This is a genomic window from Leifsonia shinshuensis (assembly GCF_013410375.1).
Classification (GTDB): domain Bacteria; phylum Actinomycetota; class Actinomycetes; order Actinomycetales; family Microbacteriaceae; genus Leifsonia; species Leifsonia shinshuensis.
Genome location: NZ_JACCFL010000001.1, coordinates 1,130,010 through 1,153,473, shown reverse-complemented (window position 1 = coordinate 1,153,473; position 23,464 = coordinate 1,130,010). Strand labels below are relative to the sequence as shown.

General features: G+C 71.9%; 21 protein-coding genes. 8 read left to right on the top strand and 13 right to left on the bottom strand.

Features of this window, described 5'->3' with window-relative positions; translation table 11 throughout:
• Positions 1-104: 104 nt before the first annotated feature.
• The 9 genes from HNR13_RS05615 to HNR13_RS05575 form a co-directional block, all read right to left on the bottom strand.
• Positions 105-1,160, bottom strand: coding sequence for a hypothetical protein (locus HNR13_RS05615; protein ID WP_179604849.1), 1,056 nt, complete (start codon positions 1,158-1,160; stop codon positions 105-107).
• A 33-nt stretch (positions 1,161-1,193) separates the two neighbouring features.
• Complete coding sequence (locus HNR13_RS05610) at positions 1,194-2,393, bottom strand: type 2 periplasmic-binding domain-containing protein (protein WP_179604848.1); 1,200 nt, start codon at positions 2,391-2,393, stop codon at positions 1,194-1,196.
• Positions 2,390-4,936, bottom strand: coding sequence for a hypothetical protein (locus HNR13_RS05605; RefSeq protein WP_179604847.1), 2,547 nt, complete (start codon positions 4,934-4,936; stop codon positions 2,390-2,392). The genes HNR13_RS05610 and HNR13_RS05605 overlap by 4 nt, the downstream gene beginning before the upstream one ends.
• Positions 4,937-5,057: 121 nt before the next feature.
• Positions 5,058-6,704: a phosphate ABC transporter substrate-binding protein PstS gene (gene pstS, locus HNR13_RS05600; protein ID WP_218881173.1), complete on the bottom strand. Its 1,647-nt coding sequence runs from the start codon at positions 6,702-6,704 to the stop codon at positions 5,058-5,060.
• Positions 6,701-8,008: a phosphate ABC transporter permease PstA gene (gene pstA / locus HNR13_RS05595; protein WP_179604846.1), complete on the bottom strand. Its 1,308-nt coding sequence runs from the start codon at positions 8,006-8,008 to the stop codon at positions 6,701-6,703. Before pstA ends, pstS begins: the two co-directional genes overlap by 4 nt.
• Complete coding sequence (gene pstC, locus HNR13_RS05590; protein ID WP_179604845.1) at positions 8,005-9,054, bottom strand: phosphate ABC transporter permease subunit PstC; 1,050 nt, start codon at positions 9,052-9,054, stop codon at positions 8,005-8,007. Before pstC ends, pstA begins: the two co-directional genes overlap by 4 nt.
• Positions 9,055-9,219: 165 nt before the next feature.
• The gene (locus tag HNR13_RS05585) at positions 9,220-10,968 is read right to left on the bottom strand and encodes a protein kinase domain-containing protein (protein ID WP_179604844.1); all 1,749 of its coding nucleotides are present in this window, start codon (positions 10,966-10,968) and stop codon (positions 9,220-9,222) included.
• A complete protein-coding gene (locus tag HNR13_RS21990) occupies positions 10,949-11,791 on the bottom strand; it encodes a lytic murein transglycosylase (RefSeq protein WP_343063469.1) in 843 nt (280 codons plus the stop codon). Before HNR13_RS21990 ends, HNR13_RS05585 begins: the two co-directional genes overlap by 20 nt.
• Positions 11,788-12,378, bottom strand: coding sequence for a hypothetical protein (locus HNR13_RS05575; RefSeq protein ID WP_179604843.1), 591 nt, complete (start codon positions 12,376-12,378; stop codon positions 11,788-11,790). The genes HNR13_RS21990 and HNR13_RS05575 overlap by 4 nt, the downstream gene beginning before the upstream one ends.
• 141 nt (positions 12,379-12,519) lie before the next feature.
• Between HNR13_RS05575 and HNR13_RS05570 the strand changes: the two genes are divergently transcribed.
• Positions 12,520-12,975, top strand: a complete 456-nt coding sequence (locus HNR13_RS05570) for a VOC family protein (protein WP_179604842.1) — start codon at positions 12,520-12,522, stop codon at positions 12,973-12,975.
• Between the two features lie 4 nt (positions 12,976-12,979).
• Here HNR13_RS05570 and HNR13_RS05565 read toward each other — a convergent pair whose 3' ends face one another.
• The gene (locus HNR13_RS05565; RefSeq protein WP_179604841.1) at positions 12,980-13,423 is read right to left on the bottom strand and encodes a tautomerase family protein; all 444 of its coding nucleotides are present in this window, start codon (positions 13,421-13,423) and stop codon (positions 12,980-12,982) included.
• Between the two features lie 45 nt (positions 13,424-13,468).
• Here HNR13_RS05565 and HNR13_RS05560 point away from each other — a divergent pair, with 45 nt between their 5' ends.
• A complete protein-coding gene (locus HNR13_RS05560) occupies positions 13,469-14,086 on the top strand; it encodes a TetR/AcrR family transcriptional regulator (protein ID WP_218881172.1) in 618 nt (205 codons plus the stop codon).
• A gap of 59 nt (positions 14,087-14,145) precedes the next feature.
• On the opposite strand, the gene glsA is transcribed toward HNR13_RS05560, so the two are convergent.
• Entirely contained in the window at positions 14,146-15,195 is a 1,050-nt protein-coding gene (gene glsA, locus HNR13_RS05555) for a glutaminase A (protein ID WP_179604840.1), read from the bottom strand.
• A gap of 339 nt (positions 15,196-15,534) precedes the next feature.
• On the opposite strand from glsA, the gene HNR13_RS05550 reads away from it, so the two are divergent.
• The 5 genes from HNR13_RS05550 to HNR13_RS05530 all read left to right on the top strand — a co-directional run bounded on the left by HNR13_RS05550 (position 15,535) and on the right by HNR13_RS05530 (position 20,004).
• On the top strand, positions 15,535-16,305 hold the full coding sequence (locus tag HNR13_RS05550; protein WP_179604839.1) for an amino acid ABC transporter ATP-binding protein: 771 nt from the start codon (positions 15,535-15,537) through the stop codon (positions 16,303-16,305).
• Between the two features lies 1 nt (position 16,306).
• Complete coding sequence (locus tag HNR13_RS05545; RefSeq protein WP_179604838.1) at positions 16,307-16,945, top strand: amino acid ABC transporter permease; 639 nt, start codon at positions 16,307-16,309, stop codon at positions 16,943-16,945.
• A complete protein-coding gene (locus tag HNR13_RS05540; protein WP_179604837.1) occupies positions 16,942-17,613 on the top strand; it encodes an amino acid ABC transporter permease in 672 nt (223 codons plus the stop codon). The genes HNR13_RS05545 and HNR13_RS05540 overlap by 4 nt, the downstream gene beginning before the upstream one ends.
• A gap of 12 nt (positions 17,614-17,625) precedes the next feature.
• Positions 17,626-18,471, top strand: a complete 846-nt coding sequence (locus HNR13_RS05535; protein WP_179604836.1) for a substrate-binding periplasmic protein — start codon at positions 17,626-17,628, stop codon at positions 18,469-18,471.
• Between the two features lie 126 nt (positions 18,472-18,597).
• On the top strand, positions 18,598-20,004 hold the full coding sequence (locus tag HNR13_RS05530) for a DUF6421 family protein (RefSeq protein WP_179604835.1): 1,407 nt from the start codon (positions 18,598-18,600) through the stop codon (positions 20,002-20,004).
• 72 nt (positions 20,005-20,076) lie between these two features.
• Here the strand turns inward: HNR13_RS05530 and HNR13_RS05525 are convergent, their stop codons facing one another.
• Both HNR13_RS05525 and HNR13_RS05520 read right to left on the bottom strand, forming a co-directional pair.
• Positions 20,077-21,063 (bottom strand): LysR family transcriptional regulator, encoded by a 987-nt coding sequence (locus HNR13_RS05525; protein ID WP_179604834.1) that lies wholly within the window; start codon positions 21,061-21,063, stop codon positions 20,077-20,079.
• A 5-nt stretch (positions 21,064-21,068) separates the two neighbouring features.
• The gene (locus HNR13_RS05520; RefSeq protein ID WP_179604833.1) at positions 21,069-22,385 is read right to left on the bottom strand and encodes a M20 family metallopeptidase; all 1,317 of its coding nucleotides are present in this window, start codon (positions 22,383-22,385) and stop codon (positions 21,069-21,071) included.
• A gap of 95 nt (positions 22,386-22,480) precedes the next feature.
• Between HNR13_RS05520 and HNR13_RS05515 the strand changes: the two genes are divergently transcribed.
• Positions 22,481-23,428 carry a LysR family transcriptional regulator gene (locus HNR13_RS05515; protein WP_179604832.1) on the top strand — a complete coding sequence of 316 codons (948 nt, stop codon included), beginning with the start codon at positions 22,481-22,483 and terminating at the stop codon, positions 23,426-23,428.
• Positions 23,429-23,464 lie beyond the last annotated feature (36 nt).

The following is a 23,464-nucleotide window of genomic DNA, read 5'->3' as shown; positions in this document are numbered from 1 at the left end:
CGAAACAGGGTTTCCGGCCGCCTGCGCGAGGGTGAACTAGCCGGAAACGACGAGGGAGGAGCCGCGCCCCGGCGCGACTCCTCCCCGTCTGTGACCGGTGGGCCTTACTTCGAGGTGAGCGTGAGCGTCATCGTCGAGTTGTAGGTACCGGCGGTCGTGTTCACCGGAGCGACGAGCATCAGCGCAGCGTTGAGGCTCGTGGTTCCGACACCGCTGCCCTTCGGCGCCGAGGCGAAGGCGCTGAAGGCGGTGGAGGCGCCGGCGACGTGCTCCGCACCCGCGGTGACGCCGGTGGCGTCGGTGGAGACGATCGCGGGCTTGACGCCGAGCTGCTTCGAGTCGATCGTCTTCGTGGCGTCGGCCGCGTTGACGAAGTTCGCCGTCGAGGCGGTGAGGTCCCAGCCCGGGGTCGAGACGACGCGCTGGTCGGCGACCTGGAAGGTCGGCAGCGTGCCGGTCGAGGTGGAGAGCTGGTTCACCAGGGTGGCGGTGCCGAGGGTGGCCTGGGCGTTCGCCGGGACGACGAGGCTCAGGGTGCCGTCCTGCGCGGCCACGGTGGTCGCCTGGATGGCGATGCTGCCGGAGCCGACCGGGGTCGGGGTCGGGGTCGGCGTGCTGGTCGAGACCGCGTCGAACGTGTAGTTGCCGGTGCCGGCCGTCACGTGCGCGGTGTTGTACCAGACGCCCGCCGAGGCCAGGTTGGCGAAGTTCGCCGAGGTGCAGGCGACGCCGAAGCTGAAGTTGCCTCCGGCGGCCTGGATCGACGCCGACGAGCCGCTGACCTGGAGCGACGGCGTGACGTCGGCGCCCTTGACGGTCTTGGTCGAGTCGGTGAAGAACAGGTTCGACCAGACCTTCCAGGAGCTCTTGGTCTTCTCGGAGCCCGTGGGCGCCCAGAAGGTGGCGTAGCCGGTGGCGTCGGCCGGGCACTGCAGCGACGCGAACGGGTCCGTGTTGCTCGGGCTGGCGAGCACGTCGGCGGTCCAGCTGACCGTCGAACCGACCGCCGGCCAGGTCTGCAGGTCGTTGTTGAACACGTAGATGCCGGCGTCGGAGCCGTTGGGCTGCACGTCCGCCATCGCGAACGAGGCGCCGCCGAGGGCGAGGCCGACAGCGGCCGTGCTCGCCGCGATGACCGCGGTGAGTTTCTTCTTGTTCATGATCTTCTTTCCTCGAGCTGTTATCGGGTGTCGTTAGGAGAGGTTGGCGCGGATGATCGTGGTGGAGGACGGGGCCTGGAAGCCGAACTTGACCTTCACGGCGCCGGAGGTGCCGGCGGTGGAGCCGAAGTTGGTGAGGCTCTTGGCCTTCGTCGGGTCGACCAGGGCGGCGAGACCGGCGTCGTAGGTGGCGCTGGTGTTGTCGATGCGGGCGAACTCGACGACGACGTACACGTCACGGCCCCAGGTGGAGTCGGCGTAGTAGGCCGGGTTCGGGGTCAGGGTGGTGGTGCCGGTGTAGGGAGCGGTCGTGCCCTCGGCGGAGCCCAGGACGGCCGTGCCGGTGCGGTTCGGGGCGGCGCCGTTCTTCTGCGCAACCCAGCTGGCGACCGAGAACGGGATGATCTGGCCGGGCGTGGTCAGCACGGTGCCGTCGTTCTCCGGCAAGGTGCTCTGGTTGACGCAGGCGCCCGGGGTGGTGACGCCGATCGCCGCGAGGAAGAACTTGCGGGTGCCGGAGGCCGACTGCGGGAGCACGGGCGAGACGGCGACGCCGTTCACCGAGGTGAGGGTGCAGTTGTAGATCTGGGTGAGCTGCGCGGTGCTGAGCTGCTCGAGGCCGGTCGCGGTCCCCGGAGCGATCGCGTACGAGACGGCGTCGCGGCCGAACGGGATGTAGGCGAGCGGGCCGGACGCGTTCGCGTTGGTGCCGGGACCGGACGACGAGCGGGCGATGTCCACCTGGCCGGGGATCGAGATCGCGGGGGTGGTGTTGCCGGAGACGCTGAACTGCGCGCCGTCGATCGAGCGGCTGAGCGCCTTCACGCCGTCGCCCGAGCCGGCGGGACGAGCGAAGAACGGCCCGTTCGGCTTGGTCTGGATGGCGCTGCCGCCGAACGCGTCGTAGGAGGCGATCGGACCCGTGGTGCTCAGCGCGCGGACGTTCACGCCGGTGACGGTGGTGCCGTTGGCGAGAGCGTTGGCGACGTCCTGGAGGGTGTCGGAACCCGCCAGCACGTAGCTGGACGAGACCGGGTCGGCGTTGGCGGGAAGGGCGGCCAGGGAGACCCCGGCGAGCGCCACACCGACGACTGCGCAGAGCGCAGCGGCCTTCTTGATCTTCACTGTGTTTCCTTTCGGGTCGGTCGTGACACGGGGTGCTGTCACGACGCTCTGGCCGCCCGCGGTGCCGGACGGCTCCGTCTCGATGGCCAAGCTGGGGGCGGCGCTCACCGGAATCTCCGGACGCGGCCGATGAGGGGCGCGGAGGCGGCGGCGACGAGGCCGCCGACGATCCCGCCGGGGACGGCGGCGGGGAGCGCGCCGATGTCGGGGTCCTTGACCGTCGTGCCCGCGCTGAGCGAGGTGACGGCGTTGCCGGTGGCGGTGGGCGACGTGCTCTGCGCCGCGGGCTGGACGGCGCCGCCCGTGGCCGCGCCCGGCGCACTGGTCAGCGGGACGTCGCCCGGCGCCGCGGATGTGTCGGGGCTCGTGCCGCCGTCGCTGGTGGCAGGCGCGGGCTGGGAAGCGGCCTGCCCGCTCTGGATGGCGTCGGCCGCCGCGAGCGCCTGGGCCTTCCACGCCGCCGGGATGGGCGTGTAGCCGGGCGGCAGCTGGCCGGGGTCGACGCCGGGCGTCTGACCGGTGGTGGCGGCGTAGCGGATGAACCCGGCGTAGTCCGTGCGCGTCGCGCTGTCGCCCTGGGTCGGGTTGGTCGCCGCGTAGACCGGCATCGCCAGCGGGTAGGCGTCCTTCGCGGCCTTGGCCGCCGCGCCCGTGGGGTCGTACTCGGACACCTGCGGCTGCCCGGCGACCGGGGTCATCGCCGCGGCGGCCGCGGCGAGCGAGGCGCTGGTCGGCGCAACATACGCGCCGGCCGAGTTGAGCAGCTGCGCGGTGGCGACCTGATACTTGGCAGCCGAACTGGTGTCTGTCAGCGCCAGCACCTTCTGGTAGCCGGGCAGGTTGCGGACGCTCTTGCCGTACTTGGCGGGCTGGGCGGTGGGGTCCCAGAGGCCGAGCGTCTGGCCGTCCCCGCGGAGCGTGTAGTAGGCGGACTGGTCGAAGTCGCTGGTGTACGGCCGCCAGGTCACCAGGTTGACCTCGCCTCCCGCGCTGCCGGCGGGCTGGACGATCGGGTCGGCCTTCGGGAAGTCGTCGCGCGGCAGGGTGAGGGCGGTCCCGGTCGGGTTCACCTTCGCCGAGGTCGAGCTGTAGGTGTTGACCTTCATCCCCCACGGATCGGCGGCGCCCGCCAGGAAGGCGGCGGCGTCCGGATCGCTGAGGACGTAGCGCCAGAGCTGCATCGCGGCGTCCGACCGGCCCTGCGGGATGAGGAGGTCGGCGACCGACGGCGCGACGATGGCCTGGTACTTCCAGTCCGGATTGTCCGCGTTCACCTTCTGGAAGTCCGGGTCGAGCAGAAGGTTGCGGGCGTTGTGGCCCGGGTCCGCCGGGCTGTTGTAGCCGACCTCCTTCTTCGCGGCGTAGGTCGGCAGCGCGTCGATGTAGGAGGCGGTGAGCAGTTTGGCGATCAGGCGCGGGGTGAGCTTCATCGAGTCGAACGAGAGCCCGGACTTCGCGAGCTGGTCGGCGGGCGTGCTCGGATCCGCGGTGGGCGCGCGGTCGACTGCGAAGGCGATCGCGATCCCGCCGACGGCGACGGGGGCGTACCTGTTGGGGTCGGAGTCGCCGCCGAGCGCCCGGGAGGTCAGCGCGAGGGGCGCGTTCGCTCCGGCGCTCGCCGCCTGGCCCAGCGCGTCCGAGTCGGCGGCGTTGCTCATCGTGTAGATCGCGCCGCCCTGGGCGTTGCAGAGCACCGGCTGCCAGGACGACACGGCCGCGCCGACGAGCTCGCTGCCGCGCAGCTGGCGCTCCGCCGCGCCCAGCGCGCAGGTGACGCCGAGCGGCTTGAAGGTCAGCTTGAACGCGATGTTGTGCTTCCACTGGTCCCAGCGCAGGCCGGACTGCGTGATGTGCTGCTCGCCCGCGTCCGCGGTGCCGCGCGGGATGACGACGAGCCAGCAGGTCTGCGGGGCCGAGGCGGCGGTGGCGCCGGTCGGGGCGCCGCAGCCGAGGCCGTTGGCCTGCAGCGCCGTCTGGATCTCGAACTTCACCGAGCCGGCACCGTTGGTGGCCGAGCCCGCCCAGGGGACCTCGTTCGACGAGTTCGGGTTGAAGTAGGCGTTGACGTTGACGTTGGTGTTCGTCTGCTTGCCGTTCACGACCGAGGCGATCGTCGTGCCGTCCACCGAGCGGAACGGGATGGAGGTGTACGGCGGCGAGAAGATCCCGGTCCGCGGCGCGGTGTACTGGTCGTCCTGAGGCGCGACCGAGCCGTCGGCCACGAAGCCGTCGCGGCGGGCGCCCGGCGTGTTGAACGCGCCGTACTGGCAGGTCGTCCGGTCCGGGTGGCCCGGGTTCTGCGGGTCCTCGCCCCAGCACTGCGCGATCTGGAGGAAGTTCTCGCCACCGGTGTTGCCGCTCGGCGGGGTGGAGGCCTTGGCGCCGGTCCAGCTCACCGTGACGCCCTGCGAGATCAGGCCGCTGGTCTGCGAGACGGTGACGGCGAGGTTCGGGAACGGCGCATTCGCGGCGTCGGGATCCTGCTGGGCGGCCGTCGCGGTGACCGCGACCGCGGTGTCGGCCTTCGCGCTCGGGCCGGCGCCGCCCGGCCACGCGGACAGGGTCACCGTGACCAGGATCCCCGCCGCTGCGCCGAGCGCGAGCGAGCGCGAGATCGTGCCGCGGACGGCCTTCGAACCGGTTGTCTTCACTACCACTCCACCTGTGTTTCCGAGGCTTCTCTCAGAAGCCCGCGGTCAAGTTATGGGCGGTTGGTGACGGATCGATGAACGCTTGCGGAACTAGCCGACCCGCGCAGTTGTTGCAGCGGATTTAGTCCTTCGAGGCGCGTCCGGGCAGGCGCAGCCGGCGGAACAGCACGGGCGGCAGGACGATGGCGGCGAGCAGCAGGACGGCTGCCAGGAGCATCACGACCTGCCGGCTGCTCCAGCTGTCGTCGGCCAGCGCGTAGGGCGTCGCGCGGGCGCCCGTGCCCCCGATCGCGGTCGCGGAGGCGCCGTCGAGGCCGGAGGCGGAGCCGTCCGCCGTCGCCCCCGCCGCGGTGTCCGCCGCGCCTGCGGCCGCACCTCCCGCGGCGGCGGCCGCCCCCGAGCCGCCGCCCGACGCGCCCGCGGAGGCGCCGCCGGTGCCGGAGCCGCTGGTGACGGTCGGCGTGTTCGCGGCGCCGGCCGTTCCGGTGTTGCACTGGCTGGTGCCCTGCTTGTCGCACGCGGCGGGCTGCGGCGCCGTCACCGCGAGCTGGTTGCTGTTCGGGGAGTCGCCCGGCTTGAAGGTCGGGTTGTGGCACGAGTTGATGTCCACGTTGGACGCCTGCGCGCCGGGGATGAGCTTGATCTGGTCGAAGCCCGCCAGCACCAGGTTCATCGGCAGCGGCGAGTAGCCGAGCGTCCCGGCCTGTTGCTGGCCCTCGCAGAGGAAGTAGTTGGCGAACGCGCTGAGCGTCTTGCCCTTGGCCTCGGTGAAGATGCCGGCCACCTGCGTCGGCACGATCATGTACGAGTAGCTGGACAGCGGGTAGGTGCGCGGATCGGGGTTGTTGTAGACGCCGTCGAGGATCTGGGTGAGGTAGTTCGCCGTGCCCTTGTTGGTGTCGATCTGCGCCTTGAGCAGGGCGACCGCCACCGATGACGCGGTCGGCTCGATGTAGTAGCCGGCCGCGTTGAGGACCTTGGCGACGGGGAAGCCGGACTTGAGCGCGTAGGAGTACTCGACGTAGTTGATCGAGCCGTCGCCGTAGTTCTGGCTCACGTAGCCCGCGACGCCGAGCGATCCGCTCTGGGCCTTGAAGCCGCTGTAGGACGGGTACTGCGAGGTGAGGCCGCAGGGCACCGGCCGGCCGACCTTGGCGCAGAAGGCGTTCCAGAGCGAGGAGTACTGCTTGGACATCCAGAGCGTGAACTGCGCCGTCGATCCGGAGCCGTCCGACCGGGTGACCGGCACGATCGCCTTGTTCGGCATCGCGAGCCCCGGGTTGTCCTTCTGGATCTGCGGGTCGTTCCAGTTGGTGATGACGCCGGTGAAGATCTTGGTGACCGTCTCGCCGCCGAGCCGCAGGTTCGTGACGCGCTTGCCGCCGATCGTCAGGTTGTACATGAACGAGGTGCCGCCGGCGACGATCGGCATGTACGCGTAGCCGGTGGTCGGCGACTCCGGCGCCGACCCGTCCTCCGGGTGCGCCTGGAACGGGATCTCGCTGACCGCGAAGTCGACGGTCTGATTGATGAAGTCGCGCCGGCCGGCCGACGATCCGGTGCCGGAGTAGTTGACCGTCATGCCGTAGTTGGAGGCGACGTTGCGCCGCCACTGGTCGAGCGCGTTCTGCGACCAGGTCGAGCCGCTGCCGCTGATCGGGGTCCAGGTCGCGGCGGACGCCGCGAGCGGCTCCGAGCCGGCGACGCCCGCCAGCGTGGCGAGCACGCAGAGCGCGGCGAGGATCGAGAGACGGATGCGGCGCATCATGCTGGGGGCTCCTGAAGGGTCGGGTTCGAGCGCTGTTCTGCGGTCTCGGTCATCCGGCGCGCGTCGCGGGCGGACGCCTCGGCCGCGCGCCTGCGCTGGCGGTCCGAGAGCTGTCCCGGCCCGCGGCCGCCGATGAGCCGCGCGGTGAAGAAGAGGGCGAGCACGACGAGGATGAGGGCGGCGGCCGTTCCGAAGCCGCGCGCGATCATGGTCGGCTCCGGCGACTTGACGAAGTCGAACACCTGCAGCGGCAGGGAGATCATCGGCCCGCTCAACGGGTTGAGGTTCAGCACCGCCGTCACGCCGCTGGTGAGCAGCACCGGCGAGGTCTCGCCGATGCCGCGCGCGGTGCCGAGGATGACGGCGGTGACGAGGCCCGAGCGCGCCGTGGGGAGCACGATGTGCCAGACCGTGCGCCAGCGGCTGGAGCCGAGCGCGTACGAGGCCTCGCGGAGGTTGCCCGCGACCAGGCGCAGCACCACGTCGGAGGCCCGGATGACGATCGGCAGCATCATCACGGTGATCGCCAGCGACGCGGCGAAGCCCGAGCGCTGGTGCGTCACGAGGGTGATGATCGCCGAGTAGACGAAGAGGCCGGCGACGATGGAGGGCAGCGCCGTCATGGCGTCCGCCACGGTGCGCACGAACCGGGCGAACCGGCCGCCGATCTCGTTGAGGAACACCGCCGTCGCCACCCCGAGCGGGATGGTGATGGCCAGCGCGATCGAGATCTGGATGAGCGTGCCGACGATCGCGTGCAGGATGCCGCCCACCGAGAGCGGGTCGAGCGGCCCGGCGAACTGCATGGTCTGGGTGAAGAAGTTCGCGTGCGCCAGCGCCGACCAGCCGCGGACGAGCGCGAACAGCACGACGAAGACCAGCGCGGCGAACAGCAGCACGCCCGCGCTGACCAGCAGGACGGTCATCACCCGGTCCGCCACGTCCTGACGGCTGGAGCGCAGCGACACCAGCAGCGCGTACAGCCCGACGAAGCCCAGGTAGGCCACCACGGCCCAGCCGACCCCGCCGGTGAGCGGGGCGAACCAGCCGAACAGCAGCAGGGCGAGGGCGGCCGAGGCCGCGAGAGCGCCCCAGAGGTTGAACCGGTCCTCCGCGGTCGAGACGTGCAGCTGGCGCTTCTCGCCGACCTCGACGCCCTCGGCCGACGGGATGACCGTGCGCGCCCGGCCCGCGGCGGGAGGCTGCGGCCCGGCTGGGAGCACCTCCGCCGGCGGTTCGGCGACGGCGGCGGTGTCGGCGTCGATGCGCGGGTTGACGATGGTGATGTCGCTCGGCGTCGTCATGTGGTCTGCGCTCCCGACCGCGATCGGGCGACGATGGACGACGCGGTGAAGTTGACCACGAGGGTCAGCAGGAACAGCACCAGGCCGGCGGCCATCAGCGCGGAGAGGCCGAAGTCGAACGACTCCCCGTAGCGCAGGGCGATCAGCGCCGAGACGGAGTTCGAGCCCGACTTCAGCACCTGCAGGTTGATGGTGAAGATCGGCGAGATGATCATGTAGACGGCGATGGTCTCGCCGAGCGCGCGGCCGAGGCCGAGCATGGTGCCGCCGATGATGCCGCCACGGCCGAACGGGAGCACGACCGAGCGGATCATCCCCCAGCGCGTGGAGCCCAGCGCGTAGGCGCCCTCCCGCTCACCGGGCGGCGCCTGCGAGAACGCCTCGCGCATGACCGAGGTCTGGGTGGGGACCACCATCATCGCCACCACGAGGCCGGCGATGAACGCCGACGAGGTGTACGAGCTGGCGTCCGTCTGCGGGTGGCCGCTGGCGTCGGTGACGGCGAAGATCGGGATCCAGGAGAAGTACGTCGAGATCCACTGCGAGACCGGGATGACGGCGGCCTGCAGGAAGAACACGCCCCACAGGCCGAACACGACGCTCGGCACGGCGGCCATCAGGTCCACGAGCGTGATGAGCACCGACTTCACCTTGGGCGGTGCGATCTCCGAGATCAGCAGCGACGTGCCGAGGGCGAGCGGGACGGACACGCACATCGCGATCAGCGCGATGGTGACCGTGCCGGAGAGCACCGCGGCGATGCCGAACTTGTGGGTCTCCGGCGACCACTGCTGCTCGGTGAGGAAGCTGAAGCCCGCGACCTTGAGCGCGTCCGTGGCGCGCAGGGAGAGGAACAGCCCGACCGCGAGCATGATCCCCACGGTCGTCGCTCCCGCGGTGAAGCTGACGGTCTTGAACACCGAGTCGGAGAGCGCCGGGCGGGAGAGCAGACTCCGGCGCTGCGGGTTCGGGTCGTTCGCGATCTCGTCGTCGCGGACCCGGGTCCGGGGAGGCGGGTGCTCGGCGACGGCGTTCGATTCGGGCATGTTGGTCCTTGCAGCAGGGCTCAGGGGCGGAGGTCGGGGGGTCTCCGTCCGTCGAGTCAGGCTCGCCAGCGAAGGTGAACAGGAGTCGACGGACGTGTGAAGTAGCCGGATCGCCGCGGAGTCGTACGGGTTCGCGTCCTACGTCCGCGACGTGCGACGCCGCGGTCAGGGCTTGGGCGGCGGCGTGGAGGTCGGCGGCGGCCGGGTCGGGACGGGCGTGGCCGTGGCGGTCGCGGTCGGCCCAGGCGTGGGCGTCGCCGTCGGGGCTCCGCCCGGGTCCGCGCCGGCGGTGAGCACGGTGACCGAACTGCCGACCCCGGCGACCACCGCGGGCGACGGATCGGAGCCGACGACGGTGCCCGCGGCGACGGTGGAGTCGAACACGGTGCGCGACGATGTGGTGAACCCGGCGGCGGAGAGCGCGCGCAGGGCGTCGCCGAGCGCCATCCCCCGGGTGTCGGGGACCCCGTTCGAGCCGGACGCGACGGTCAGGTCGACGGCGCTCCCCGGCTTCGCGCGGACGCCCTGGGCGGGTGCGCTGGCCAGGACCGTGCCGGCCGGCGACGCCGCGTCGCTCCTGCCGACCGTCCCGAGCCGCAGCCCGGCGGCGCGGAGCCGGTCCTGGGCGGCGGCCTCGGTCAGGCCGGCGAGCACGGGCACCGCGACCTCCGCCACCGCCGTGGTCGGCGTCGGCGAGGGCGTCGCCTGCACGACCGGCGAGGCCGCGGGCGCCTCCGCGGCCGGCGGCGGGGGCACGACAGCCGGACGGGCGAGCACCGCGCCGGTCAGCCAGACGACCGCGATGGCGGCGACCAGAGCGCCGGCGATCGCGACCAGCGCGGTGGGCGCGCCGCGGCGCGGGGCGGGCGCGGCGGTGGACGTTCCCGGGTCTCCCGACGCGGGACCGGCCGCGGCCGGGCCGGCGGAGAGCGCCAGGCGCGACGACGCGGCGAGCGGCGCGGCCGCCGCACCCGGTTGCCGCCGCGGGGAGGCCGCCCGCTGCACCGGGACGGGGAGCGTGACCGCCTTGCGCGCGAGCGCGTCGCGCATGGCGTCAGCGGAGGCGAAGCGCTGCTCCGGCTGCTTCTGCATCCCGCGGAGCACGAGGCCATCGATGTAGGACGGGATCGCCGAGTCCTGTACCGACGGGACGGGTGGCGGGGCGTCGGCGTGCGCCTCCATCAGCTCCGCGGCGGTCGCGCGCTGGAACGGCGGCCGGCCGGTGACCATCAGGTGCAGCAGCGCCGCCACCTGATAGAGGTCGCCGCGCTCGTCCACCGGCAGGCCGAGGGCGTGCTCCGTCGAGAGGTAGCCGGCGCTCCCGACCACCCCGACCTCGTCGTCGCCTGCGTCCCCGGCGCGGAGGACGTCCGCGGCGAGCGCGGTGCGCCCCGGCACGTCTGCCAGCCCGAAGTCGATCAGGCGGACGCCGGCCGCGGTGAGGGCGCCGTCCTCCCCGGCAGCGACGAAGACGTTCGCGGGCGACAGGTCCCGGTGGACGAGCCCGGCCGCGTGCACCGCGGAGAGGCCGCGGAGGATGCCGTCGGTGACGGCCGCGGCCTCCTCGGGGAGCAGCGCGCCGCGGTCGTCGACGAGCGCCGCGAGGCTGACGCCGGGCGCGCGCTCGAAAGCGATCCACGCGGCGCCGCCCGTGGTCCCGTAGCCGAGCACGCGGACCACGTTGGGGTGCGCGACCCGCTCCAGGGCCCGGGCCTCGGCGAAGAACGCGTCGGCCGCCCCGGGCGTCCGGGCGAGCTCGGGGTGCAGGACCTTGAGGGCGATGGGCGTCGAGCGCGAGCCGGCGGGCGGTCGCCAGGCGACGGGACGCGCCGCGTAGACCGTCGCGGAGCCGCCGCGTCCTAGCACCTCCCCGGTCCGGAAGGCGTCGGCGAGCTCAGCGGGCCGCAGCGGCATACGCGTCCGCGCGTTCCAGGACCTCGGCGACGTAGCTGTCGAGGTGGTTGTACGCGAAGATCGCCTTCCGCCAGGCGGCGGCGCCGGCGAGATCCCCGTAGGAGCAGAGGTAGTGGGCGGCGGCGAGCGCGGCGTCGTCCAGGTTCTGCGGGTCGGCGACGCCGTCCCCGCTGCCGTCGGCGCCCCAGCGGCTCCAGGTGGAGGGAATGAACTGCAGTGGGCCCATCGCGCGGGTCCCGTCGCCGAGCTCCGGGCCGAAGATCGCGGGCCGCGCCGTGCCGTCCTCCGCCACCCTCGCGCCGCCGTGCGTGCCGTGCCCCGACTCGATCGCGCCCAGCCCCGCGAGCGTCGTCCAGCCGAGGTGGCAGCCCGCGTCGTCGCGCTGGACGGCCAGGGCCGCTCCCGCGTAGGAGCGCACCGCCCGTTCGGGGATGCCGGTGCGCGCGGAGACGGACGCCGACCAGGTGCGGGACACCCGGGCGGAGATGGCTCCGGCCGGTGCGGTGGTGCCCGAGGACGTGGGGGCGCTGTCCTGGGCCGTCACCGCGCCGCTCGAGGCGGCTGCCGTCCCGTTCGTCGCCGTGCTCTGCTGCGCGGCCGTGCCGCCGGGTTGCGCCGTGCCGCTCGGCTGTGCCGTGCCGCCGGGCTGTGCCGTGCCGCCGGAATCGGCCTCGGGGACGACCGTGTCCTGCGGGGGCACCGCGTCCCCCGGGAGGGGCTGCGACCAGCCGTGCTGAGGCGCGGGCGTTGCGGCTCCGCACACCGCGATCACCGCCACCACCGCGACCACCACGAGGGCCGGGGCCCACCAGATCCCTCTCACCAGATGAGCTCCCTCACGGCGGCCTGGCCGCCGCGCACCGGCAGCACCGGGCGCGCGACCGGGTCGAGCTCGCCGTCGCGCAGGGCCTCGCGCAGGGCGAGGGAGGCCTCGAAACTCGACGCCGCGGAGCCGTACCAGCGCCCGCAGGTCATCACCGGCACCGCGCGCAGGCTCATGAACCAGCCGTGCGTGCCGGGCGCTGCGCCGCTGACGGTGGTGGTGACCAGCTCGTCGACGGCGTCCCGGAGCGACAGCACGTGCGACCGGGCCGCGTCGAAGCTCTTGTAGGCGCGGGCGCTCCGGCCCAGCTCCCGGTTGTTGGACGCCAGCACGCGCCAGACGCCGCACAGCGCGGAGCCGGCCGCCGGGACCGGAGCGACGACCGCCGCGGTCTCCCCCGACGCCGGCTCCCTGTCCGAGTCTCCGGCCGTCGCCGGCAGGCCGCCCAGGATCATCACCTGCGACGGCGCCGACGCCGCACGACGGGCGGACGCGCCGACCACGCGGTTGAACCGCGCGTAGCTGACGAACATGGGGTCGGTGCTCGAGCGGAACGTCGAGAACACGATGCGCGGCTTCGCACTCATCTGGGGCCTTCGGGTGAGGGTGACGCTCGGCGCCACTCAGTCGCCCGGGGGAGCTGCCACGACCGAAACCCTCCGGGGTCCGGGTGACGGTTCGACGACCGTCAGGTGAAGGAGAAGTTTCGTCTCGGTACGATGCGTGGCATGGCCATCCGCTTCGAGAACGTCGGCATCGCCGTCCGCGACCTGGAGGCGGCGATCGCCTTCTTCACCGACCTCGGCCTCACCGTCGAAGGCCGGGACACGATCAGCGGCGGCTGGGCGGACACCGCGGTCGGCCTCGACGGCAACCACGCGAAGATCGCGCTGCTGCGGACGCCGGGCGGCGAGGGCCGGCTGGAGCTGTTCGAGTACCTGCACCCGGACGCGATCGAGACCGAGCCGACCCTCCCGAACGAGATCGGCATGCACCGCGTCGCGTTCCAGGTCGACGACCTCGACGCGGCGCTCGCGATCGCGGCCGGGCACGGCTGCCACCCGCTGCGCGGCGTGGCGAACTACCAGGATGTCTACAAGCTGACCTACCTGCGCGGGCCGAGCGGCATCCTGGTGATGCTGGCCCAGGACCTCACCAAGGGCCCGGACCTCACGAAGGACTGAGGGCTCAGCTCTCCGCCGCTGCCGCCTGCAGCTCGGCGATCTGCGCGCGGGCGGCGAGCACGAGCTCCTCGTTCGTGTTGGCGTGGCCGCCCAGTCCCCAGCCGCCCTCGACGGCCTCGGTCAGGAGCACCCAGGTGCGTTCCGCCTGCGACGGGTCGCCCGCGGCCTCCGCGACGATAGCGGTGAACTGCTCGACGACGGCGAGCTGCTTCGGCCGGTCGAGCGCGCCGGCGTTGGTGAGCACCTGCACGCGGACGTAGTCCGACGCGCCGTCGACGTTCGACAGCGCGCCCTCCGGGAGCTCGTGGACGAAGGCGGCGGTGTTCCGGCGGAACAGCGGGATGTCGGGCACCTGCTCGATCACCTTGAGGGTGTCGGCGAGCGACACGGCGAGCGCGTGCGGGTCGGCGAAGGTGCCGGCGGTCGCGTAGACGTCGATCATGGGCATGGGACTCATCTCCTCGGTTGCGGGGTCGCGGGTCCAGTGTCGATTATGATGGTCGTCATAGTCAAGGGTTCGGACGAGAAAGGGTCGCGGATGGTCTCCGACGCGAAGGCGCGCATGATCGAGGGCGCCGCCCGGCTACTGGCCGAGAAGGGCCTCCAGGAGACCTCGTTCTCCGAGGTGGTCGCCCTCACCGGAGCGCCGCGCGGCTCGATCTACCACCACTTCCCCGGCGGCAAGGCGAGCCTGGTCGCGCAGGCCCTGGACTTCCAGCGCAGCCGGTCCCTCGCCGTCATCGAGTCGGCCAGAGGCCGCACGGCGGTGGAGGTCGCCTCGACCTTCCTGGAGGCCTGGCGGCGGCTCCTGCTGGCGTCGCACTTCACGATCGGCTGCTCGGCGGTCGCCGTGGCGGTGGCCGCCGACTCGGACGACCTGCTCCAGCGGTCCGGCGCGGTGTTCCGCGGCTGGGCCGACCTCCTCGCCGAACTGCTGACCCTGGGCGGCGTCCCCGCCGACGCGGCGCCCGGCGCGGCCGCACTGCTCGTCGCCGGCAGTGAGGGCGGCGTCATCCTCAGCCGCGCGCAGTCCAGCATCGAACCGTTCGAGGCGGTGGCGGGGCAGCTGGTCGCGCACGTGGAGGCGCTCAGCCGGCCGGCCGCGGACTGACCTGTCGGCCGCGTGAACCGCATCGCAGCGGAGCCCGAGCGCTTCCATCGCTTCGCGGATCAGGCGCCACCTGGGGTCGATGCGAAGATGTCGAGCCCGAGCGAATGGGAGAGGAATCGTGCCGCCCGCTGCCCCCGCACGCTGTTGCCGGCAGGGTCGAGGCGCGGTGAGAAGGTTCCGAGGCCGCCTTTGCCCGGTGCGACCGTGACGATACCGCCCGAGACACCGCTCTTCGCTGGGATGCCCACTTCGAACAGCCAGTCGCCGGAGAACTCGTAGAGTCCGCTCGTCGCCATCACGGCGAGCGTGTCACGGCAGACGGAGGCATCGATGACCTTCTCCCGGGTGATCGGGTTGACACCTCCATTGGCGAGAGTGGCGGCCATGACCGCCAGGTCCTCGGCGGTCACGAGGAGTGAGCACTGTCTCGTGTAGACGTCGGTCGCCTGAATCGGGTCGACGTGCATACGCCCATAACTTTGCAGGAGCCGGGCGATCGCCATGTTGCGCTGGTTGGTGGCCGACTCCGATGCGTAGACCTTTTCGTCGAGCTCCAGCCGTCGCCCGGCGAAGCGGGAGAGTCCCCGTTGCACGAAGTCCCACTTCTCTGCCGCCGTCGAGCCGGGCGCCAGACTCGTCGTCGTGATCGCACCCGCGTTCACGAGGGGATTCCTGGGGTCGCCGTCGCTCAGTTCCAGGGCCATGACCGAGTTGAACGGGAGGCCCGTGTTGTTCACGCCGACGCGGCGCGACACCTCCGAGTGCCCCAGTTCATGACAGACCAGGGCGAACACGAACACCTTGGAGATCGACTGGATCGAGAAGGGGTGGGTGGAGTCGCCCACGCTCGTCGTTTGGCCCCCGACCCCGCACACGCTGATGCCGAAGAGGGCCGGGTCGGCTTCACCGAGGGAGGGGATGTAGTCGGCGACCTTCCCGTCGTCCAGGCCGCGGTAGCGTTCGTGGGCGGTTTCGATGAGTGCGTGGACTCGTTCGACCTCGGGAAGCGTGCCCGTGGAGACCACATTCTCCTGCTCGGGCACTTCGTCCGAATGGACGGCGTCGGTGGAGAAGTCGGGCAGCGGAGTCTGTCGTTCGAGGTAGGCCATCGGGTCCTCCGTCGTGATCGCCTGAGGGCGCCCCCCGGCGCCCCTGCAGGCTCATGATAGGCACCCACTGCGCGGAAGGGCATGGCCCTTCACCGGACGTAGCCGCCCTCCCCGGGCGCCGGGCGCCCGGCAGCGATAACACTCCTTGTGCTGCCCCAACCGACGGCAGCGCTCGTTCCGTAGCGCATGCGGCGGCGCCGCCGCATCCTGGATCCACAACGATCCACGACAACGACGCCGCAGTGTCCGCACGCCGTCCCCGCATCGCCGCGGAGGCCGGACCCGCATCGGACACCGTCCCGCTCGTTCGTCTCCACAGCCTCCAGGAACGGGTTCGACATGCTGGAATCAGATCACCGCGACGGCATCGCCATATCGTTGCGATCCGTCGTGAAACGCTACGGCGAGCACACCGTCATCGACGACGTGTCGCTCTCCGTCCGGGAGGGCGAGGTCGTCGCGATCATCGGCCCGAGCGGCGCGGGCAAGAGCACGCTGCTGCGCTGCATCAACCTCCTCGAGGTGCCGGACAGCGGCTGCGTCACCGTAGAGGGTACGCAGATCGACGCCGGCTCGGAGATCAAGCGCAAGCAACTCCAGACGCTGCGCCGCGATGTCGGGATGGTGTTCCAGTCGTTCAACCTGTTCCCGCACATGACCGTGCTGCGCAACGTCAGCCTGGCGCAGGAGCGGGTGCTCGGCCGCAGCCGCGCCGAGGCCGACGCCCGGTCGACGGCGCTGCTGGAGCGGGTCGGCCTCGCCGACAAGGCGGGCCAGTTCCCCGGCCGCTGCTCGGGCGGCCAGCAGCAGCGCATCGCGATCGCCCGGGCGCTCGCGCTCGACCCGCACGTCATGCTCTTCGACGAGCCGACCTCCGCGCTCGACCCCGAGGTCGGGCTCGAGGTCCTGGCGGTGATGCGGGAGCTCGCGAAGTCCGGGATGACGATGGTCGTCGTCACGCACGAGATGCAGTTCGCGCGCGACGTCTCCGACCGGGTCGTCGTGATGGCGAAGGGCGCCATCCTCGAGCAGGGCGAGCCGGAGCAGGTGTTCACCGCGCCCGGCACCGAGCGGACCCGCCAGTTCCTGCGCGCGGTCCTGGAGCGCTGACATGGACCACCTCGCCGTCGTCGTCCAGGGCGTCCAGATGACGCTGCTGGTGACCGTGTGCTCGTTCGCCATCGGCGCCGTCGGCGGCGTCCCGCTCGTCCTCGCCCGCCGCTCGCGGTTCGCGTGGCTGCGCTTCGCCGCCCGCGCCGTCATCGAGATCGTCCGCGGCATCCCTCCGCTGGTGTGGCTGTTCATCCTGTACTTCGGGATCGGCAGCGGCGCGATCAAGCTCGACCCGTTCACCGCCGCGATCATCGCCTTCGGGGTGGTCACCTCCGCCTACCTGGCGGAGATCTACCGCGGCGGCCTCACCGCGATCAGCGACGGCCAGTGGGAGGCGAGCGACGCCCTCGGGATGTCCCGCTCGGCCACCCTGGCCACCGTGATCGGGCCGCAGGTGCTCCGGGTGTCCATCCCCGCCGCCGCGACCTACGCGATCGGGCTGCTCAAGGACTCCTCCATCGCGTCGGTGATCGGCGTGCAGGACATCGTCTTCTTCGCCGGCCAGGACGCCAGCCAGACAGCCGACGGCATCGTGCCGTTCCTCTGGGCGGCCGGCCTCTACATCGCCATGACCATCCCCTGCGCCTGGCTGACCCGGCGCCTCGACACCACGCTCCGGAAGAGGGTCGCACGATGAATCTCGTACAGGACTGGATCCAGTTCTGGCCGCAGCTGCTCGGCGGCCTCGGGGTGAGCCTGCGCCTCACCGGCGCCATCCTGGCCGTCGGGCTGCCGGCCGGCCTGCTGCTCGCGCTCGGCGCCGGCGTGCGCAACCGGGCGCTGCGGGTGACGACCATCGTCATCGTGGAGATCGGCCGCGGCACGCCCGCGCTGGTCGTGCTGCAGCTCGTCTACTTCGGCCTCCCGACGGTGGGCGTCACCTTCGGCTCGTTCGCCGCCTCGGTCATCGCGCTCGGCCTGACCACCGCCGCCTACACCAGCGAGATCATCCGGGGCGGCCTCCAGGCGGTGCCCGAGTCCGAGGTGGAGGCGGCCGACGCGCTCGGCCTCAGCCGGCTGGACGTGCTGCGCTACGTGGTCATCCCGCAAGGTCTCCGGATCGCGATCCCGCCGCTGGTCGGCTTCTCGATCATGATCTTCCAGGCGACCTCGCTCGCGTACACGATCGCGGTGCCGGAGCTGATGTCGCAGGCCTACTCCATCGGCTCCACCACCTTCCGCTACCTAAGCATCCTCACCCTGGCCGGTCTCCTCTACGCGGCCATCACGATCCCGGCGAGCTGGTTGAGCGCGCGTGTCGAGAAAGCCCTGGCGCCCCATCGCGCGCCGGTCCCCACCCCCTGAAGGAGCAGCACCATGCCACACCGCAGTCGCACAGCCGGCGTCGTCACAGCCGCAGCCCTCGTCGTCCTCGCCACCGCCCTCACCGGGTGCTCGGCGTCCGGCAGCACCGGCGTCGCCGCCGGCTGCAAGCCGAAGGACACGTTCAGCACCATCACCAAGGGGACGCTGACCGTCACCCTGTCCGCCCTCCCGCCGTTCATCACGTCGCAGGGCACCTCCCTCGGCGGGATCGACGGCGACATCCTCAACGCGTTCGCCAAGGAGGAGTGCGTGACGGTCACCGCGACCCCGGTCGCGACCGCCGCGGTCATCCCCGCCGTGCAGACCGGACGCTCGGACGTCGCCGCCGGCTCCTGGTGGCGGTCGGCCTCCCGCGCCAAGATCGTCGGCCTGACCGAGCCGGTGTACCTCGACCAGATGGCTCTGGTCTCGAAGGAGGGTTACGACACCGTGCCCGCGCTGAAGGGCAAGACCGTCGGCACGGTCGACGGCGACCTCTGGGTCGGCGAGGCGAAGGCCTACTTCGGCGACGACCTCAAGATCTACAAGTCGACGACCGACATGTACCAGGACCTCAAGGCCGGCCGCCTCCAGGTCGCGATGGACAGCTTCGGCTCCGGATCGTTCAACGCCCCGAACCTGAAGGTGAAGGTCGCCAAGCCGGACCCGGTGATCGGCGCCTCCCTCCAGCCGCCGCAGACCACCTTCCCGATCTCCTTCGACAACCCGGCACTGCTGAAGGCCCTCGACGGCTTCATCGCCACGATCAAGGCGAACGGGCAGCTGGCGAAGATCCTCCAGTCGCACGGGCTGCCCGGCTCGGCCGCGAACACGGGAGCGCCGCGGCTGATCAGCTGACCGCTCTCACTCCTCGCCGGCCAGCACAGACCGGGCCAGCACAGACCGGCGGCGGGCGATGCGACCTCGACACCGTCGCCCGCCGCCTTCCACACCCCTGCCCACCATCGCCACGAAAGGGATCCGATGAACTCCGAAATCGAGTACGCCCCCACAAGGACTTCCCCTCACGAGAGCCTGCGCGCGAACCCCCACTGGCGCGCCCTGCGGCAGGCCGCGATCGACCTGCAGCAACTCCAGGTGAAGGACGGTTCGCTCGACGATCTGGCCAGCCGGACGTGGGCGACGGAACTGGTGCGCACCCTCCGCGCGTCCATCGCGGCGCTCGCACCCCTGTTCCCGCACGAGGCGGCGTACCTGGCCGCGCTGGACGAGGACTTCGCCCGGTGGTCGGACGAGGGCTTCGGCGTGCCGGACTTCCGCGCATCCCTCGTCGCCTTCCAGCCGCAGCGGAACCGCGTCGACGGCCTCGCTCACCTGGTCGTGTTCCCGATGTACACGCAGAACGGCAGCGCCAACCGGTTCGTGGAGGCCGTGCTGGTCGAGGTCATCTGGCCCGACTTCATCGGCGAACTGGAGGAGCAGTACACGAACGCGCTGTTCGTGCCGCTGTCGTTCATCGACTTCACCCCGGGCTACGACACGAACTCCGCGGTCCTGTTCCCGGAGAGCGTCGCCGTGGCGGAGATCCCGACGTTCACGTGGGGTGCGATCTTCCAGGACCGGGAGGCCGCCCGCTACCCCCGGGTCGTGCGCGCCGCCGCGGAGATCACGAAACTGGAGCTGCCGGCGGACGCCGCCCTCATGCTGGAGGACCAGCGGCTCACGGAGGAGACCTTCGTGATGTGGGACCTCATCCACGACCGCTCCCACATGCGCGGCGACCTGCCCTTCGACCCGTTCATGATCAAACAGCGCATGCCGTTCTTCCTCTACTCCCTGGAAGAACTCCGCTGCGACCTCACCGCGTTCCGGGAGTCCGTCCGGCTGCAACGCCAGCTCGGCGCCCTGCCGGAGTCGGAACTGTCGGACCCGCAACGGCAGATCCGCGACCACGCCAAACTGGTGCAGTACGCGGTGATCTTCGACCGGATCTTCCGGTTCGCGATCACCGGCAGCCGGATCCGCAACTACGACGGCCTCGGCGGACAGCTCCTGTTCGCCTGGCTGCACCAGCACAACGTCCTGCACTGGACCGACACCCAACTCACCATCGACTGGGATCAGGTCCCCGACGTGGTCGTGGCGCTCTCGGACCGGATCAACGACCTGTACTGGAGGTCCATCGACCGGCCCAAGGTCGCGCACTGGCTCGCCGCCTACGACATGCTCACCCAAACGCTGACCCCGAACCCGGCGTCGGTGTGGGCACGCGGCCTGTCGGATGAGGTGCTGGCCGGACCACCGAAGGGATACACCGACGCGGTGCTGGACGACGAGTTCCCGCTCTCCATGTTCTACGAAGCGCTGAACAAGAAGATGACCGCCGTCATCGAATCCACCTCCGGGATCACCGGCGAGAGCGACGTCTGATCCCTGGAACATTCGTGCCGAATGTCGCCTTTCGCGAGCCGAGAGTCGACATTCGGCACGAATGTGCGTGGGTCAGCCCGCCGCCGCGACGCGCTGCGCGAGGTACTCGACCTCCGCGACGCGGCGGCGCTGGGCGCCCGGCGCGGACAGTCCGGCCCGCTCGTCGACCAGCCCGCGCACCGTCTCCGCGAGCGCCGCCACCGCTTCCGCGGCGAGCGCGCTCTCGTGCTCCGCCCGGTGCAGCGCCAGCACGTGCCGGCGCAGGCCCGGCTCGAGGGTCAGCAGCCGCGTACCGTCCCCCGGCAGCGCCGACAGCGCCGGCACGAGGGCGATGCCGATGCCCGCCTGGACCATCCCGCGCACCGAGTCCGCGCGGGCGCCGCGCATCGCGACGAGCGGGTCGAATCCCGCTCCCCCGCACAGGCGCACCAGGCAGTTGTCGCCGGCCGAGCCCTCGCGCGTGGAGACCCAGGTCTCGGCGGCCAGGTCCTCGATCGCGACGGTCCCGGCCCCGGCGAGGGCGTGCCCGTCCGGCACCATCAGGAAGAGCTCCTCGTCCAGCAGCGGTGTCGCCGTCGCGGCGGAGGGCCAGCGTTGCGGCACCAGGTCGTACTCGTAGACGACCGCCACCTCCAGCAGCGCGTCGCGCAGCTTGGCCACGAGCTCGTCCGGCTCGCCCTCGTCCAGGGCGAGGTCGACGTTCGGGTGCGACCGGCGGTAGTCCGCCAGGCTGCACGGCAGCAGCCGCTCGTTCACCGCCGCGAAGCCGCCGATGCGGAGCCGGCCGAAGCCTCCGGAGGAGAGGCCCCGCATGTCGTCCTCCAGCGCGCCGAGCGCCATCAGGATGTCGTGGGCGCGCTCGGCGAGGAAGAGCGCCGCCGCCGTCGGCCGGATGCTGTGCGCGTCCCGCTCGAACAGGGTCGCCCGCAGGCTGTGCTCCAGCGCCGCGACCTGCTGCGAGACCGCGGACCCGGTGTAGCCGATCTGGCGCGCGGCGTCCGCGAACGAGCCGGTGCGGACGACGACGGACAGGGTGCGGAGGTGGACCGGGTTGAGCATGGTCGTCAGGTTCCGTCGGGGGACGCCGCGGCGAGCGCGCTGACCGGAGCGGCGAGCAGCCGCTCCACGTCGACGCGGCCGCCCGCCGCCGCGAAGTCGCGCTCGACGGCCTCGCGCAGCGCCGGGTCGGCCAGGTAGTCCGCCATCGTCGCCGCGAGCCCGAACGCGCTGTCGATGACGGCGGCGTCGCCGAGCGGGCTGATCGACTGGCGGCCGAACGGCGCGGTGTGCATGACGATCGGCTTCGGCGAGATGCTGACGGTGGGGTGGATCGAGGGCCGCCGGAGGCTCACGTTGCCGAGGTCGGTCGACCAGCCGCCGCCGACGAGTCCGGGCGGATCGAGCACGATCCTGCGGCCGCGTGCGGACAGGTGGGTGAAGTAGCGGGCGGCGAGCACGGCGTTGCTGCGCACCGGGAGGTAGGCCGGGAACGGATCCCAGCCCACCTCCACCCGGGTGCCGGAGGCGAGCGCGGCGCCGTCGAGGATGTTCTGGACGCGCGCGGACAGCTCCACCAGCCCGTCGAGGGTCTCCGAGCGCACTTCGACGGTCAGGCTCGCGGTCGCGGGGACGACGTTGGTGGCGGACCCGCCGTTGGTGATGATGGCGTGCAGCCGGTCGGTGGCCGGGATGTGCTGACGCAGCGCGGCGACGCCCTGATACGCCGCGACGACGGCGTCCAGCGCGTTGCGGCCTTCGTGGGGAGCGGAGGAGGCGTGCGCCGCGACGCCGTGGAAGGTCGCCTCCACGTCGCGCACGGCGAGGGAGGTGAACGACGCCACCTCGTCCGGCCCGGTGAACGGGTGCACCATGACGACGGCGTCGATGTCGTCGAACGCGCCGGCGCGCTCCAGCACCTCCTTGCCTGCGCCGTTCTCCTCGGCCGGCGTCCCGAGCAGCACGACGGAGCCGCCCAGCTCCGCCAGCTGCGCGCTCACCCCGAGGAAGGCTCCGACCGCCGCGGCGCAGATGACGTTGTGCCCGCAGCCGTGGCCGACCTCGGGCAGCGCGTCGTACTCGGCGAGCACCGCGATCCGCGGGCCGCCCGCACCGGCCTGGACACGCAGCGCGGTCGGCATCCCGAACACGCCGACGGTCGGCGCGAACCCGTGCCTGCGGAGGAACTCGGCCACGACGGCGGCCGAGCGGTGCTCCTCGAACCCGACTTCGGGCGTCGCGTGGATGCAGTGGCTGAGCCCGATCAGGTCGGGCCGGGCCCGGCCGATCGCGTGCTCGACGGCCCGGAGGACGTGGCCGGGGGCGCCGGTGGTACGGGGCGCCGCGGCCGCCGGGGTGTCGGCGTGGGAGCGTTCAGGTGACATCGTCGTCGACTCGATTCAGGGGCGAGGGTTGAAGCTTTTTCTTACGATAACTCGTAGACTGTCTTAAGTACAACTAATCATGGAAGAATGTGCGCATGACGGACAACCCACTCCCGGACGTCCCTCGCCTGCGCCTGCTCAGCGAGGTCGCGCGGCAGGGCTCGCTGGCCGGGGCGGCGCGGACGATCGGCATCAGCTCCTCCGCGGTCTCGCAGCAGATCAGCATCCTCGAGCGGGAGGCGGGCGTGAAGCTGCTCGACCGCTCCCCGCGCGGCGTCGGCCTCACCGGCGCCGGCGAGATCCTGGTCGAGCACGCCCGCCGCATCCTCCGGCTGCTGGAGGCCACCCGCGCCGAGATGGACCAGCTCAGCGGCGAGCTGGCCGGCCGGGTGCGCATCGGCGCCATCCCGTCGGTCGCCCGCTTCGTGCTGCTCCCGGTCGCCGAGAGCCTGGCCTCCGACGCCCCCGACATCGAGCTGACCGTCAACGTCATCGAGCCGGCGGAGAGCATCGAGCTGCTGCTCGGCGGTGCGCTCGACGTCGCGATCATCGACCTCTACGACAACGTGCCGATGGCCTTCCCCGACTACCTGCACACGACCGAGCTGCTGCGGGAGCCGCTCGTGCTGGTTGCACCGCCCACCTTCGACATGCCGTCGAAGGTGCGGCTGGCCGATCTCAAGAACGAGGCGTGGGTGATGCCCGACGAGCTCGGCGCGTGCGGGCAGGCGGTGCGCTTCGCGTGCCGGTCGGAGGGCTTCGAGCCGAACGTGCGCTGGCACACCGCGGACCTCCTGCTCCTGGTCGAGTCGATCTCGCGCGGCCGCGGCGTCTCGGTGCTGCCGCCGCTCTCGATCGACCGCGGCGTCGCCCCGGTGAGCATCCACTCGCTGGACCGGCCCCACCTCGGCCGCCGGGTCCTCGCGGTGACGCGGGCGGCGGACGAACGCCGGCCGATCGTCCGCGCGGTGCTGGACGAGATCCGCCAGGCGGCGGCGACGCAGAAGGCCGTGATCGAGGCGGCCGCCACGGCCGGGAACTGACCGGCGCGGCGCAGCCGAAGGATCCCTGGCGGCAGC

Coding starts and splice junctions, on each gene's coding strand:
- HNR13_RS05575 (WP_179604843.1), bottom strand. CDS start 12,378: ATGAGTGCGAAGCCGCGCATCGTGTTCTCGACGTTCCGCTCGAGCACC.
- HNR13_RS05550 (WP_179604839.1), top strand. CDS start 15,535: ATGCTGGAATCAGATCACCGCGACGGCATCGCCATATCGTTGCGATCC.
- HNR13_RS05570 (WP_179604842.1), top strand. CDS start 12,520: ATGGCCATCCGCTTCGAGAACGTCGGCATCGCCGTCCGCGACCTGGAG.
- HNR13_RS05565 (WP_179604841.1), bottom strand. CDS start 13,423: ATGCCCATGATCGACGTCTACGCGACCGCCGGCACCTTCGCCGACCCG.
- HNR13_RS05530 (WP_179604835.1), top strand. CDS start 18,598: ATGAACTCCGAAATCGAGTACGCCCCCACAAGGACTTCCCCTCACGAG.
- HNR13_RS05535 (WP_179604836.1), top strand. CDS start 17,626: ATGCCACACCGCAGTCGCACAGCCGGCGTCGTCACAGCCGCAGCCCTC.
- HNR13_RS05515 (WP_179604832.1), top strand. CDS start 22,481: ATGACGGACAACCCACTCCCGGACGTCCCTCGCCTGCGCCTGCTCAGC.
- HNR13_RS05520 (WP_179604833.1), bottom strand. CDS start 22,385: ATGTCACCTGAACGCTCCCACGCCGACACCCCGGCGGCCGCGGCGCCC.
- HNR13_RS05525 (WP_179604834.1), bottom strand. CDS start 21,063: ATGCTCAACCCGGTCCACCTCCGCACCCTGTCCGTCGTCGTCCGCACC.
- glsA (WP_179604840.1), bottom strand. CDS start 15,195: ATGGCCTACCTCGAACGACAGACTCCGCTGCCCGACTTCTCCACCGAC.
- HNR13_RS05560 (WP_218881172.1), top strand. CDS start 13,469: ATGATGGTCGTCATAGTCAAGGGTTCGGACGAGAAAGGGTCGCGGATG.
- pstC (WP_179604845.1), bottom strand. CDS start 9,054: ATGCCCGAATCGAACGCCGTCGCCGAGCACCCGCCTCCCCGGACCCGG.
- pstA (WP_179604846.1), bottom strand. CDS start 8,008: ATGACGACGCCGAGCGACATCACCATCGTCAACCCGCGCATCGACGCC.
- HNR13_RS05585 (WP_179604844.1), bottom strand. CDS start 10,968: ATGCCGCTGCGGCCCGCTGAGCTCGCCGACGCCTTCCGGACCGGGGAG.
- HNR13_RS05540 (WP_179604837.1), top strand. CDS start 16,942: ATGAATCTCGTACAGGACTGGATCCAGTTCTGGCCGCAGCTGCTCGGC.
- HNR13_RS05545 (WP_179604838.1), top strand. CDS start 16,307: ATGGACCACCTCGCCGTCGTCGTCCAGGGCGTCCAGATGACGCTGCTG.
- pstS (WP_218881173.1), bottom strand. CDS start 6,704: ATGATGCGCCGCATCCGTCTCTCGATCCTCGCCGCGCTCTGCGTGCTC.
- HNR13_RS05615 (WP_179604849.1), bottom strand. CDS start 1,160: ATGAACAAGAAGAAACTCACCGCGGTCATCGCGGCGAGCACGGCCGCT.